Here is a 13,220-nt window from a genome sequence, read left to right as displayed (position 1 = left end):
CGACCGTCGAGTCGGGGGCTCGCCCTGAGCAGGACGGGGACATCCCCCGTATGGGAAGGCGGTCGGGAAGGCGGCCGGTCTGTCCGTGCGCTCGTGAGGAGGATGCCTTTGAAGGCGTTCCGTGGTCCGAAGGTCTGGCTGTGGCGCTGGCGGCGCAACCCGCTCAAACGACGTGCCGACACGGTGGAGGCCTGGCTGGTGCTCGGCGTCTGGCTGCTCACCGTGCTGACCGGGGTCCTGTCGGGACTCGCGGCGGCCGGCTCCGTCGAGCACGGGCTGGCCCGGGAGCGCGTCGAGTGGCGGCCGACCGTGGCCCAGGTCACCGAGAAGGCCCCGGGGACGGCGAACTCCGGCGAACGGGTGTGGGCCAAGGTCCGCTGGACCGTGGCGGACGGCTCCACGCACACCGGCCAGGCCCGCGTCGAGCCCGGCAGCAAGCCGGGCAGCCCGGTCACCGTGTGGACCGACCCGCAGGGCCAGCTGGTCAGCCGTCCCGCTTCGGTCTCCCAGGCCCACCTGCGCGCCGGCCTGATCGGCAGCCTCGTGGGCGTCAGCGCCGCCGCCGTCCCCCTGGTCTCCGGACTGGCCCTGCGTGGCCGGCTGGAACGCCGCCGCATGGCCGACTGGGACACCGAGTGGGCGCGACTGGGCCCGCAGTGGGGGCGCATGACCGGCTGACGCGACCGGCCGCGGAGCGCGGGGGCCGGTCGCGGAGCGCGGGGGCCGGTCGCCACCGGCAAGTGGCCGGACGGCCCCTCACTCTCCCGCGAGCACCCTCCGGCACAGCCGGAGCAGTTCCTCGTCCTTCTGTATGTCATGGCTCCCGTACCCGCCCGCCCGTGCGGTGTGGCGCCGAGGGCCGGTCACTTCGGTCCGCAGGAGGTCCCGCAGTGGGTCGCCCGCCGGCCCCATGCGGGCGAGACAGGCGGCGATCGTGCCGCGGGTCCGGGGATTCCCGGCCCAGGCCGCGCGGAACACCGGCAGGACGTCTTCCGGATCCTGGCCGATCCGCCACAACGCCGCCGCGGCCGAGACCCGTTCCCCCACTCCGCTCGCCCCGGTCATACGGCGCAGCGCGGGGAGCGCGGGGCGGGCCGCGGGCCCGAGCCGGGCCAGCTCCCCGGCGGCCGGACGGCGGCGCCCGGAGCGTTCGTGCGTCAACTCCCGCAGCAGCACGGGAAGTACGACGGACACGTCCTCGCCGGTCGACCACAGTGCCCCCGCGGCCTCCGCGGCGTATTCGGTGTCCAGGAGCCCCCGCAGCAGCGGCGCCGCCTCCCGCGCGGCGGGCCCGAAGCTGTCCAGGGCGCGGATCGCGAACCCGACGGCGGTGTCGCGTGGTCCGAGGGCACGCGGCGCGGTACTCAGCAGGCGCAGGACCTCCGGCAGGGCCGCCACGTCGGCCAGGGCCGTGAGCGCCGACAGCAGCGGAGCGGCACGGTCGGCGGCCCCGGGCGAGTCGAGGCGTATCTGCCCGAGCCGGCGCCGCAGCGCCGGGGCGAGCGGGGCCGCGGCGGGCCCGAGGTGCACCACCGCGTGCCCCAGGTCGTCCGGCGGAAGCGGGCCGGCCAGCAGCTGAGCGAGAACGGGCACCGCCCTGGCATCCCCGCTGCGGGCGAGGGCCTTGAGCGGACCACCCAGCGCCGGCGCCCCGCGCTCCCAGCGGCGCACCCACAGGTCGGGCCGTGCGGTCACCAGGGCATGGACGTGGTCGACCGCGGGGGCGGCCAGGTCGAACAGCTCGGCCAGCACGGACACCGCCGCGTCCCGTAACGGATCCTGCTCCTGCATGACTTGGGTGCCGAGCAGCCCGACGAGCCCCGCGTAGTCGGCACGCCACTCACGCAGCAGCGCCGCCGCCATCCACACCGCGTTGCGCCGGTCCACCGGGGCCGGGCTGGTCAACTGCCCGGTGAGCAGGGCGATCCGGTCCGCGACCCGGTCGTCCAACGCGCTGTGGAGGGTCCGCAGCAGGTACGCGCCCTCCTCGTCCGAGGGCCGCAGCCGCCGTATCCGGCCGACGAGGGTGTCCGTGCCGGGGCGGTCCGGCTCGTCCGGCCGTCCGCCGGTCCGCTGCTCGGACCTGTCCCGGAGCAGCCGGACCGCGGTCGGCACCAGCTCGGCCGGGAGCCGGTCCGGCGCCCCGAGCGCGAGCTGACCGAGGGCCGCGAGCCGCAGCCCGGGTCCGTACGGCGGCAGGCTCTGCGCGGCCAGGAGGTCCACCGCGGCGGCGGCGTGCGCCGGATGCCGCCGTACGAAGAGACCCAGGCTCTCGGTGAGGGCCAACAGGACCCGGTCGTCCCGCTCGACCGTGATCCGGTCCCGCAACACGCCCAGCACACGTCCCGGATCGTCGAGGAACCGCACCAGCGCGGCCGACGCCGCGCGCCGCACCCATGGATCAGGATCCGCGGCCAGAGCGACGAACCCCTCGGCACCCGACCGCACCGCGGCGCCCTCGCCCTCCATGCCGATGCTCACCAGCAACTCGACTATGCCGCCGCGGTCCGGGACGTCGGCGCGGGCCGCGAGGGCGAACAGGAACGGGACGCAGGCGAGCGTCGAGTCGTACACGTTCCCCTGGTGGTGCACCGAGCCGTACATCCCGTCCAGCGCGCCCTCCCGTTCGTCCCGGTCCGCGGACGCCAGCCCCCGCAGCAGCCCGGGCACGTCCTCGGCGCTGCCGTACGCATGCCGCAGCGAGGCCCAGTCGACCTCGTCGATCCCCGTGAACACGTTGTCCTCCCCAGGCGATTGCCACCTGATCGCGAGTCTGCACCACGGCACTGACAACGAAGCGGAATCGCACGGCGACTGTGTGCGATCCGTCGGCACGGACCGGCCACGAACCGCGCCCACGGCCCGGAGGGATCAATTCCCCCCAGATGGCGTGCGCATGCCGACCCGACGAACCACAAGAACAGCCAGTCCGGCGTTCGATGACGAGGCTGTCCAGGCCGATGGCGCCCGGGGCGGAGCCCCGGCAGGCGCGGGCCCGATGGGGGTGCAGGAGGTGGTAGCCCCGGGCGGGGTTGCAGGGGCGGGTCCCCGTGGGGTTTCTGGGGCGGCAGCCCCGGTCGGGCTTGCAAGGGGCGGGCCCCGCGGGTTCCTGGAGGAGGGCAGCCTTGGGCGGGGTGCCGGGGCGCGGGCCCGGCGGGGTTGCAGGGGTAGAGCCCCGTGGAGGTCTTGGGGGCGGTAGCCCCGGGCAGGGTTGCAGGGGCGAAGCTCCGCTGGGGTGGTGCAGGGAGGCAGGCCCGGCGGTGCCCAGCGGTGGAGCCCTGTGGGGGCCCTGGGGGCGGCAGCCCCTGGGCGGGGTGCGGGGGCGCAGACCCGGCGCGGCACAGCGGCGGAGCCGGGTCCGGGGGCGGCAGCCGCCGAGCGGGGTGCAGGGGCGGATCCCCTGCGGGGGTGCCGAGGCGCAGGCCCGGCGGGGTGGCAGGAGCAGAGCCCCGTGGGGGTCCTGGGGGCGGCAGCCCTCGGGCGGGGTGCAGGGGCGGATCCCCTGCGGGGGTGCCGGGGCGCAGCCCCTTGACGGGTTGCAGGGGCAGAGCCCCCTGGGGTCCTGGGGGCGGCAGCCCCCGGGCGGGGTGCAGGGGCGGAGCCCCGCTGGGGGTGCAGGGGCGCGCCCCCTGGCGGGGTCGAAGGGGCGGAGCCCCTGGGGGCCGGGAAGGGTAGGGGCGGCGGGGGCGAGAAACCCCCGCCGACCGCCCCGGCGGCGCCGCCCGCAAGGCCGGACGTCAGTTCGCGGCAGGCACCGCCCGCCCCAGAATCCCGTCCACGTCCGCCGACCCCGGCAGCGTGCCGAACGCATGCCCCCAGTCCCCGCCGAGCCGCGTGGCGCAGAAGGCGTCGGCGACCGCCGACGGGGCGTGCCGGACGAGCAGGGAGGCTTGCAGGGCCAGAGCCATCGCCTCCACCAGGCGTCGGGCGCCCGCCGGTTCGGCCTCGGGCAGGCGGTCCTTCAACCGGCCCACGGCCGCGTCCAGCCGGGCGTCCGCACCACTGGCCAGGGCCAGTTCGGCGAACAGGGCCTCGGCCGTGGCGGGCTCCCGCCCCAACGCCCGCAGCACATCGAGCGCGTTGACGTTCCCCGAGCCCTCCCAGATCGACAGCAGGGGCGCCTCCCGGTAGTGGCGGGGCATCCCGGACTCCTCCACGTACCCGTTGCCGCCGAGGCACTCCAGGGCCTCCGCCGTGAAGGCCGGCCCCCGCTTGGTCACCCAGTACTTGCCGACGGCCGTCGCGATCCGCCGGAAGGCCTGCTCCCCGGCGTCCCCGCGCACCGCCCGGTCCGCCGCCCCCGCCAGCCGCAGCGTCAGCGTCGTCGCGGCCTCCGACTCCAGCGCGAGATCGGCCAGTACGTTGCGCATCAGCGGCTGGTCGACGAGCCGCGCGCCGAACGCGCTGCGGTGCCGCGCATGGTGGCCGGCCTCGACGAGCGTCTTGCGCATCAGCGCCGCCGACATCATCACGCAGTCGAGACGGGTGCAGTTGACCATCTCGATGATCGTCTTCACGCCCCGCCCCTCCGCCCCGACCAGCCAGGCCACGGTGCCGTCGAACTCCGGCTCGGAGGAGGCGTTGGACCGGTTGCCCAGCTTGTCCTTGAGCCGCTGGATGCGGAAGGTGTTGCGGGTGCCGTCGGGCAGTACGCGGGGGACGAGGAAGCAGGACAGGCCGCCCGGAGCCTGGGCCAGCACCAGGAACACGTCGCACATCGGCGCCGACGTGAACCACTTGTGCCCGCGCAGTGTGTACACGCCGGGTTCGGCGGTGGGCGTGGCGGCGGTCGCGTTCGTCCGGACGTCGGAGCCGCCCTGTTTCTCGGTCATGCCCATCCCGGCCAGCAGCCCGGGCTTGTCGGTGGGGACGCGCAACTCCGGGTCGTACTCCCTGCCGGTCAGCAGCGGCTCGTAGACCTTCGCCAGCTCCGGCTGGGCCCGCAGCGCGGGGACCGCCGCGTACGTCATCGAGGTAGGACAGCCGTGCCCGGCGTCCGTGTGCCCCCACACCAGCCCGCCCGCGCTGCGGGCGACATGCGCGCCCGGCCGGTCGTCGGCCCAGGGCGCGCCCGCCAGCCCCTCGGCGACCGCGGCCCGCATCAGATGGTGCCAGCTCGGGTGGAACTCGACCTCGTCGATCCGGTTCCCGTACCGGTCGTGCGTACGCAGCTCCGGCTCGTGCCGGTTGGCCAGTTCGGCCCACTCCTGCGCCTCCGCGCTGCCCGCCAGCGCTCCCAGCCGCCGGACGTCCTCCTCGGCCCAGCCGGCGCCCTCCCGGCGCAGCCCCTCCAGCAGGGCCACGTCCTCGGACGCGTCGTAGGGGGCCAGGGGCGGGGGCTGGTTGGTGACGTCGTGCGTGGTGTGCCATGACGGCTGCGGGTGCGCGAAGGTGTCGGCCATACACGGCAGTGTTGCACTATTTCTACGAGCGCAGCAATATCGCAACAACCGCCGCCCCGTACAGTACGTCTCCATGCACGAGAACACGGCCGGGAACACGGCCGGGAACGCGGCGGCCCACCCCCCGGAGCTCGAGCTGCGCCCCCTGTCCGCCCGGTCGGTGGTCCTCAGCCTGCTGCTGGGCGCGCAGCCGCCCGAGCTGCCGGTGAAGGACCTGGTACGCGCGGTCGAGCCGCTCGGCGTCGGCGGATCCACCCTGCGGGCGGCCCTCAGCCGGATGGTGGCCGCCGGTGACCTGCGGCGCACGGACGCCGTCTACCGGCTCAGCGACCGTCTGCTCAGCCGTCGGCGGCGGCAGGACGAGGCCGTGCATCCGGAGACCCGCCCCTGGGACGGCGAATGGGAGATGGTGGTCGTCACCGCGACCGGCCGCGGCCCCGGCGAACGCGCCGAGCTCCGCGCCCGGCTGGCCGCCCGCAGACTGGCCGAACTCCGCGAGGGCATCTGGCTGCGGCCGGCCAATCTGCGCCGCGCGGATCCCGACGGCCTCGGCGACGTCGTCCGGCGTTTCACCGCCCGGCCCGAGGAACCCGCCCGTGACCTGGCCACGGGGCTGTGGCCGTTGGAGGCCTGGGCGGACACCGCCAGGGCGCTGCTCGCCCACGTCGCCGCGACCGACCGCCCGGCCGACCGCTTCACCGCCCTCGCGGCCGCCGTGCGCCACCTCCTGGCCGACCCCGTGCTGCCCGCCGAACTCCTGCCCGCTGACTGGCCGGGCCCGGACCTGCGCGCCGCCTACACCGGCTATCAGCGGGAGTTGACGGACACGATGCTCGGCAGGACGGCGTAGACAGCAGTGGACACTGGTGGGCGGTCGCACGAAGCGCCGTCGGGTGCGCCTCGTACGACGGCCGTCGTGGGGGAGTGGTGGTGCCTTACCTGTAGGTGATGTCGGAGGTCGAGTACTTGCAGTACGTCGAGTCAGGGCCGCTGCCGTTCTTGGGCGGCTCCGCGCCCGTGTTGTTGCCGATGTACTTCTGGCAGGGCACGATCTTCTTGCTGCTGTCCCCGACGATGGTGATCTTCTTCAGCGTCGCGCTGTCGCCGTAGTTGGTGTTGATGCCGACGAGCGCGCTGCCCTTGTAGGTCGCCTCGATGGTGTTGAGGTTGATGGTCCGCTTGTACTGCGTCCGGCAGTTGCCGCAGGAACGGACCAGCTTGCCGAAGTTCTGCACCGCGAAGTCGGAGACGTTGAGCGTTCCGGCACCGTTGAACTGGAACACCTTGTCGCTGGCCTCCTTCGCGCCACCGCCGGAGACGGTGTACACGTTGGACGACGATGAGCCGAGGAACGTCGCCGCGTCCTCGCCGACGTCCTCCCACCACACGTTCTGGAGCGTGCAGCTGCCCAGGCAGTGGATGCCGTCCGCGGCGGGGGCGCCGATGATCACGTTCTTCACAACGGCGCCGGGCGCCAGTTCGAGGATCGGGTCCTGGTCCTCGCTCTGTCCGCCGGTGCCCAGGTCTCCGCTGCCGTACAGGCGCTTCATCCCGTAGTCCTTGGTGCCGGAGACGGAGATGGTGGAGGTGACCGCCTGGCTGCCGTTTGCGCTGGGCCAGGTGGCGGCGCTCGCCGGCGCCAGGACTCCGTCTGTCATGATCATGACAGCAGAGAGCCCGACGGCGGCCAGTGCGCCCGTCACGGCGCGCCTGCGGACGCGCGGTCGTGCCGAAGAAGTCATGTCCCGATTCCTTCTTCCTTGTCGGGGGTGCCTGGGGGCGCACCCCTTCGTGGGGGTGAGGTGTCCACGTGCGAGGTCATGGAAGTGAATTGTGTGCGTGGTGTTGAACGACCTGCGCAAGAAAACGACCATATAGGGGGCGATATCCGTCTGATATCCATCCCCTCGGTCATGTCGCTGAACGGGACCGTAGGATGCAAGCGCTTTCTAGTCAACGCTTCGCGCAGAAGACGGCACGGCTTGTTCCGGCCACGGGGAAGTCGCGTGGGAGCGCTTCCATGGAGGCCATGTCCATGCCACGATGCCCCACATGCCCCCCACAGTGCCCTTACGACGGACCCTGACCGCGCTCCTCGCGGCGCTGCTCCCGCTGCTCGCGGCGGTGTTCCTCACCGCGCCGCCGGCCGCCGCCCGCACCGAGGCCCCCGCCGCCCTGCCCACGGCGACGCTCACCGAGGTCACCGGCTTCGGCGACAACCCCAGCGACCTCCAGATGTACATGTACGTACCGAGCGGCGTCACCGCGCACCCGGCGGTCGTGGTGGCCGTCCACTGGTGCGGCGGCTCCGCCTCCGCCATGTACTCCGGCACCGAGTGGGCCCAACTGGCCGACCAGTACGGGTTCGTCGTCGTGTACCCGTCGGTGAGCCGGGCCAGCAAGTGCTTCGACGTCTCCTCACCGCAGGCACTGCGCCACGGCGGCGGCAGCGACCCGGTCGGCATCAGGTCGATGGTGGACTGGGCGACCCGCACCTACTCCGCCGACACCGGCAAGGTGTTCGTCACCGGTATCTCCTCCGGCGCGATGATGACGAACGTCCTGCTCGGCGACTACCCGGACGTGTTCGCCGCGGGCGCCGCGTTCTCCGGCGTGCCCTTCGGCTGCTTCGCCACCACCGACGGGTCCGAGTGGAACAGCACCTGCTCCTCGGGCGCGCTCACCCACACCCCGCAGGAGTGGGGCGACCTGGTCCGCGGCGCCTACCCCGGCTACAGCGGCCCCCGGCCGCGGATGCAGCTGTGGCACGGCACCGAGGACGACGTGCTGCGCTACCCCAACTTCGGGGAGGCGATCAAGCAGTGGACCAACGTCCTCGGCGTGAGCCAGACACCCGCCGCCACCGACTCGCCCCAGTCCGGCTGGACCCGCACCCGCTACGGTTCCACCGGTGACCAGGCCCCCGTCGAGGCCATCAGCCTCCAGGGCGTCGGCCACAACCTGTACACCTACGGCATGGCGGCCCGCGCGCTGCGCTTCTTCGGCCTCGACAGCGGCGGCACCGTGCCCCCGCCTCCCGCCGGGCCCTGCAAGGTGACGGTCACCACCAACGCCTGGAGCACCGGTCTGACCGCCTCCGTGACCATCACCAACACCGGCACGACGGCGGTCACCGGCTGGAAGCTGGGCTTCACCCTGCCCTCCGGCCAGACCATCACCAACGGCTGGAACGCCACCTACAGCCTGTCCTCCGGAGCGGTGACGGCCACCAACGCCTCCTACAACGGCACCATCGCGCCGAACACGAGCGTCAGCATCGGCTACCAGGCCACACACACCGGCAACAGCGCCGCCCCCACCGCCTACACCCTCAACGGAACCGCCTGCACGGTCAGTTGACTGACCCGGATGCGCGCCGGAGGGGAGTCCGGCGCGCACCCGCCTCCCGACCCCTCGTTCAGGAAGGGCCCTGTGAAGCCGCACAGAGGTATCCCGCTCGCCACCCTGCTCAGCACCTGCGTCCTCGCGCTCGCCCTCGTGGTGACGTCGTCGGCGCTCACAGCCCTGGTCAGGAACTCCGGGTCCACCGCACCGGGGGCCTCTGCGCACAAGTCCCCCGGCCGGCACTGGGTGAACACCTGGACCGCGATGCCCCAGCTCACCGAACCCGCCAACCTGCCACCCGCGCCCTTCACCGGCACCAGGTCCGTCCTGGCCGACACCACCCTGCGGCAGACCCTGCGCGTGTCCACCGGCGGTCACCGCATCCGGCTGCGCTTCTCCAACGCCTACGGCGACACCCCGCTGCCGCTCACGGCGGTGACGGTGGCGCTGCCGCGGGACGGACAGGCGGGGGACGCCGCGGTCGAACCCGGCAGCACCCGACGGGTCACCTTCTCGGGACGGGCCTCCACGACCGTCCCGGTCGGTGCCGAGGCGGTCTCCGATCCCCTGGACTTCGATCTGGTGACGGGATCCACCCTGGCCGTCACGGCGTACCTCGCACAGGGCCAGCCGTCGCTCGCGCTCACCTCGCACCCGGGCTCGCGCACGACCTCGTACCTGATCAGCGGCGACCACACCCAGGACCAGGACCTTCCGGGCGCGACCCCGGTCAACCACTGGTACCTGCTGAGCGACGTGGAGGTCCTGTCGCCCGGGTCCACCGAGGCACTGGCCATCCTGGGCGACTCGCTGACCGACGGCCGCGGCTCCACCACCAACGGCAACGACCGCTGGCCCGACCAGTTCTTCGACCGCCTCCAGACCCGGTCCGCCACCTCCGGCATCGCCGTCCTCAACCAGGCGGCGGGCGGCAACCGCGTCCTCAACGACGGGCTCGGCCCCAACGTCCTCGCCCGCCTCGACCGCGACGTCCTCTCCCGCAGCGGCGTCTCCAGGCTGATCGTCTTCGAGGGCGTCAACGACATCGGCACCGCCGACGCCACCCCCGACGCCCAGCGCCGGCTCACCGACGACCTGATCGCCGCCTACCAGCAGATCGTCGTCCGCGCCCACGCCCAGGGTATCCGCGTCTACGGCGCCACCCTGACACCCTTCGGCGGCAGCACCCCCTACGACGATCCCGCAGGCGAGCGCGAGGCCGCCAGGCAGCGCGTCAACGCCTGGATCCGCACTCCCGGCCACTTCGACGCGGTCATCGACTTCGACCGCGCGGTACGGGACCCGGACGCCCCCCGCCGCCTCCGCCCCGACCTGCACGACGGGGACTGGCTGCACCTGAACCCGACGGGCTACGGGAAGCTGGCCGCGGCGGTGCCCACGGGGCTGTTCCGCAGGGACTGAACTCCCAGGACTGAACTCCCAGGACTGAACTCCCAGGACTGAACTCCCAGGACTGAACTCCCAGGACTGAACTCCAAGGACTGAACTCCAAGGACTGAACTCCAAGGACTGAACTCCAAGGACGACCTAGGCGGCCTCTCCCCGGGGCTCCTCGACGGGCTCCTCGCCGCCGTCCGCGGCCGAACCGGCCCGCGCCGGAGTGTGGTTGAACAGCAGGTTCAGTACGATCGCGGTCAGGCAGCCCGCGCTGATCCCGCTGTTCATCACCGTCTGGAACCAGTCCGGGAACTTGGCGTACACCGTGGGCACACCCACCGGCAGCAGACCCACGGCGACCGATACGGCCACCACCGTCAGGTTGTCGTTGCCCTTGAAGTCGACCCGCGTCAGCGTCCGCACACCGCTCGCCGCGACCGTCCCGAACATCATCATGCCCGCGCCGCCCAGTACCGGCGCGGGAATGGCCGAGACCACCGCGCCCAGCTTGGGCAGCAGGCCGAGCAGCACCAGGATGCCGCCGGCCGCCGCGACCACCCAGCGGCTGCGCACCCGGGTCATCCCGACCAGACCGACGTTCTGCGCGTACGCCGTGTACGGGAAGGTGTTGAACACGCCGCCGAGGACGGTGGACAGCCCGTCGGCGCGCAGCCCGTCCGCCAGGGAGCGCGGCTCGACCTTCCGCCCGGTCAGCTCGCCGACCGCGATCAGGTCACCGGTCGTCTCCGTCATGGTCACCAGGGCCACCACCAGCATGGACACGATCGCGGACAGCTGGAACGCCGGTGCCCCGAAGTGGAACGGCGTGCTGACACCGACCCAGTCGGCGTCCCCGACCCCGCCGAAGTCCGTGAAACCGAAGAGCACGGCCACCGCCAGTCCCACCCCGATGCCGATCAGCACGGCGATCCGGCCCAGGAAGGCGGGGGCGAACCGTTGCACGCCGATCACCACCGCCAGCACGAAGGCCGCGAGCGCCAGGTTCTTCGGCTCCCCGAAGTCCTTCGCACCGGCCCCGCCCGCCGCCCAGTTGCCGGCGACCGGCAGCAGCGACAGACCGATGATCAGAATCACCGTGCCGGTGACCAATGGCGGGAAGAAGCGCAGCAGCCTGCCGAAGACCGGTGCCAGCAGCATGATCGCCAGCCCCGCCACGATCACCGAGCCGTAGATCGCGGGCAGTCCGCCGCCCGTGGTCCCGATGAGCACCATCGGTGACACGGCCGCGAAGGTGCAGCCCTGCATGATCGGCAGCCGCACACCGAACCGCCAGAAGCCGACGCACTGGATGAGCGTGGCGATGCCGCACACCAGCAGGTCGGCGGTGATCAGATACGCCAGGTCCGCGGGCGACAGCTTCAGCGCGCCGCCCACGATCAACGGGACCGCGACGGCGCCCGCGTACATCGCGAGCACGTGCTGCAAGCCGAAGGCGGCCAGTTGCCGTGCGGGTGGGACCTCGTCGACGGGGTGGACGGGGGCGGTCGTGGCCATGGGCACTCCAGAGCGGCGGCGGGGGCGGGGCGGAGACGGGGGCGGGGGCGACATCCGAACAGCACGAGACCGTAAGGGCCTTGAACAGTTTGTTGTTTTCCGTGTTGTTGCCGGTGTGTGTACTGCCCACCCACGCGCGCCCGACCCCGCCGGGGCGACCTGATCCGCCGGACTCCTAAGGGGCCGCCGTCCGCGCCGCCGCCAGCAGTGATTCCCAGTCGGCCAGTTTGACCACGCTCCGCCCGAGCGAGGCCCCGAGCTCCGCCTCCGCCCGCTCGATCGCCTGCCAGCCCGCCCACGGCACCGGATCGATCCCGGCGGCCCGCAGCGCCGCGACCGGATCGTCGGGGACGGACGCGCGGGCGAGGACGGGGGCATCCGCGAGCAGGGAGGTCGCCGTCTGCTTGGCGCACGGGCGGTTCGTGCCGATCACACCGGTCGGGCCGCGCTTGATCCAGCCGGCCACGTACTCGCCCGCCGACACGGCGGAGCCGCGCACCACCCGGCCCTCGACGTTCGGCACCGTGCCGCTCGCCGCGTCGAACGGCAGCCCCTCCAGGGGCACTCCGCGATAGCCGACCGAGCGCAGCACCAACTGCGCCTCGACGTCCTCGAACCGGCCGGTGCCCGTGACCCCGCCCTGCCCGTCCGGCACGGTCCGTTCGAAGCGCACCGCGCCCACGCGCCCGCCCTCGGCGAGGAGTTCGACGGGGCGCAGATAGAAACGCAGCCGGATGTGGTGCGAGGCCTGCGTGGACGGTTGTGCCGCCCAGCCGCGCAGCACCTCCACGTTGCGGCGCCGCGGCGCGGGCAGCCCGGACGGGTCGGCGTACTCCGGGTCGAGCGCCAGTTCGTCCGGGTCCACGGTGACCTCGGTGCCGGGCAGGCCGCCCAGCTCGCGCAGCTCCTTGGTGGTGAAGCGGGCCTGCGAGGGGCCGCGCCGGCCCACCATCCTGACCTCCCGCACCCCGCTCGCCGCCAGCGTGGTGAGTGCCGCCTGCGGCATGTCGGTGGGGCTCAGCTCCGCCGCGCCGCGGGCCAGCATCCGGCTGACGTCCACGGCGACATTGCCCACGCCGATGACCACGGCAGACCGGGCGCCGGCCAGGAAACCGGCCTCGACCGCGTCGGGATGCGCGCTGTACCAGGACACGAACTCGGTCGCCGACCAGCTGCCCGGCAGATCCTCACCCGGAATGCCCAGGTGGCGGTCGGTCGCGGCGCCCACGCAGTACACGACCGCGTGGTACAGCTCCCTGAGCCGCTCGACGGGCAGCCCGCCGGGGCCGCCGATCCGCACGCCCCCGAGGAACCGCACCCGGTCGTGCTCCAGCACCGTGCGCAGGCTGCCCTGGAGCGACTTGATCTTCTCGTGGTCCGGGGCCACGCCGTAGCGCACCAAGCCGTACGGACACGGCAGTCGGTCCAGTACGTCGACGAACACCTCGGAATCCAGCTGGACCAGGCTCTGGGCGGTGTAACACCCGCTCGGCCCGGAGCCGACGACGGCGACACGCATGGGTCCAGGATCGCACCGTGTCGGCTCCGCCGACAGGGGCC

The 13,220-nt window shown here is 73.1% G+C and carries 9 protein-coding genes; 4 read left to right on the top strand and 5 right to left on the bottom strand.

All coding sequences use genetic code 11. The features are described from left to right. The first annotated feature begins 102 nt into the window (after positions 1–102). The gene (locus ACFY01_RS05800; protein ID WP_390734386.1) at positions 103–678 is read left to right on the top strand and encodes a hypothetical protein; all 576 of its coding nucleotides are present in this window, start codon (positions 103–105) and stop codon (positions 676–678) included. 78 nt (positions 679–756) lie between these two features. On the opposite strand, the gene ACFY01_RS05795 is transcribed toward ACFY01_RS05800, so the two are convergent. Both ACFY01_RS05795 and ACFY01_RS05790 read right to left on the bottom strand, forming a co-directional pair. Further along, the gene (locus ACFY01_RS05795) at positions 757–2,736 is read right to left on the bottom strand and encodes a HEAT repeat domain-containing protein (RefSeq protein WP_390734385.1); all 1,980 of its coding nucleotides are present in this window, start codon (positions 2,734–2,736) and stop codon (positions 757–759) included. Between the two features lie 1,001 nt (positions 2,737–3,737). Continuing rightward, complete coding sequence (locus ACFY01_RS05790; protein ID WP_390734384.1) at positions 3,738–5,402, bottom strand: acyl-CoA dehydrogenase family protein; 1,665 nt, start codon at positions 5,400–5,402, stop codon at positions 3,738–3,740. A 73-nt stretch (positions 5,403–5,475) separates the two neighbouring features. On the opposite strand from ACFY01_RS05790, the gene ACFY01_RS05785 reads away from it, so the two are divergent. Further along, the gene (locus tag ACFY01_RS05785; protein ID WP_390734383.1) at positions 5,476–6,252 is read left to right on the top strand and encodes a PaaX family transcriptional regulator C-terminal domain-containing protein; all 777 of its coding nucleotides are present in this window, start codon (positions 5,476–5,478) and stop codon (positions 6,250–6,252) included. An 85-nt stretch (positions 6,253–6,337) separates the two neighbouring features. Here ACFY01_RS05785 and ACFY01_RS05780 read toward each other — a convergent pair whose 3' ends face one another. Continuing rightward, complete coding sequence (locus ACFY01_RS05780) at positions 6,338–7,144, bottom strand: pectate lyase (RefSeq protein WP_390734382.1); 807 nt, start codon at positions 7,142–7,144, stop codon at positions 6,338–6,340. Positions 7,145–7,454: 310 nt separating this feature from the next. Between ACFY01_RS05780 and ACFY01_RS05775 the strand changes: the two genes are divergently transcribed. Together ACFY01_RS05775 and ACFY01_RS05770 are read left to right on the top strand one after the other, a co-directional pair. Beyond that, positions 7,455–8,762: a PHB depolymerase family esterase gene (locus tag ACFY01_RS05775; protein WP_390734381.1), complete on the top strand. Its 1,308-nt coding sequence runs from the start codon at positions 7,455–7,457 to the stop codon at positions 8,760–8,762. Between the two features lie 105 nt (positions 8,763–8,867). Continuing rightward, positions 8,868–10,169, top strand: a complete 1,302-nt coding sequence (locus tag ACFY01_RS05770; RefSeq protein ID WP_390734673.1) for an SGNH/GDSL hydrolase family protein — start codon at positions 8,868–8,870, stop codon at positions 10,167–10,169. A 126-nt stretch (positions 10,170–10,295) separates the two neighbouring features. Here the strand turns inward: ACFY01_RS05770 and ACFY01_RS05765 are convergent, their stop codons facing one another. Further along, the gene (locus tag ACFY01_RS05765; RefSeq protein WP_390734380.1) at positions 10,296–11,660 is read right to left on the bottom strand and encodes a nucleobase:cation symporter-2 family protein; all 1,365 of its coding nucleotides are present in this window, start codon (positions 11,658–11,660) and stop codon (positions 10,296–10,298) included. A 175-nt stretch (positions 11,661–11,835) separates the two neighbouring features. Continuing rightward, positions 11,836–13,179 carry an FAD-dependent oxidoreductase gene (locus ACFY01_RS05760; protein WP_390734379.1) on the bottom strand — a complete coding sequence of 448 codons (1,344 nt, stop codon included), beginning with the start codon at positions 13,177–13,179 and terminating at the stop codon, positions 11,836–11,838. Between the last annotated feature and the right edge of the window lie 41 nt (positions 13,180–13,220).

This window comes from Streptomyces sp. NPDC001480 (assembly GCF_042894725.1).
Taxonomy (GTDB): domain Bacteria; phylum Actinomycetota; class Actinomycetes; order Streptomycetales; family Streptomycetaceae; genus Streptomyces.
This window is presented reverse-complemented; position numbering and strand designations above follow the sequence as displayed.

Coding starts and splice junctions, on each gene's coding strand:
- ACFY01_RS05760 (WP_390734379.1), bottom strand. CDS start 13,179: ATGCGTGTCGCCGTCGTCGGCTCCGGGCCGAGCGGGTGTTACACCGCC.
- ACFY01_RS05780 (WP_390734382.1), bottom strand. CDS start 7,144: ATGACTTCTTCGGCACGACCGCGCGTCCGCAGGCGCGCCGTGACGGGC.
- ACFY01_RS05775 (WP_390734381.1), top strand. CDS start 7,455: ATGCCCCCCACAGTGCCCTTACGACGGACCCTGACCGCGCTCCTCGCG.
- ACFY01_RS05765 (WP_390734380.1), bottom strand. CDS start 11,660: ATGGCCACGACCGCCCCCGTCCACCCCGTCGACGAGGTCCCACCCGCA.
- ACFY01_RS05790 (WP_390734384.1), bottom strand. CDS start 5,402: ATGGCCGACACCTTCGCGCACCCGCAGCCGTCATGGCACACCACGCAC.
- ACFY01_RS05800 (WP_390734386.1), top strand. CDS start 103: ATGCCTTTGAAGGCGTTCCGTGGTCCGAAGGTCTGGCTGTGGCGCTGG.
- ACFY01_RS05785 (WP_390734383.1), top strand. CDS start 5,476: ATGCACGAGAACACGGCCGGGAACACGGCCGGGAACGCGGCGGCCCAC.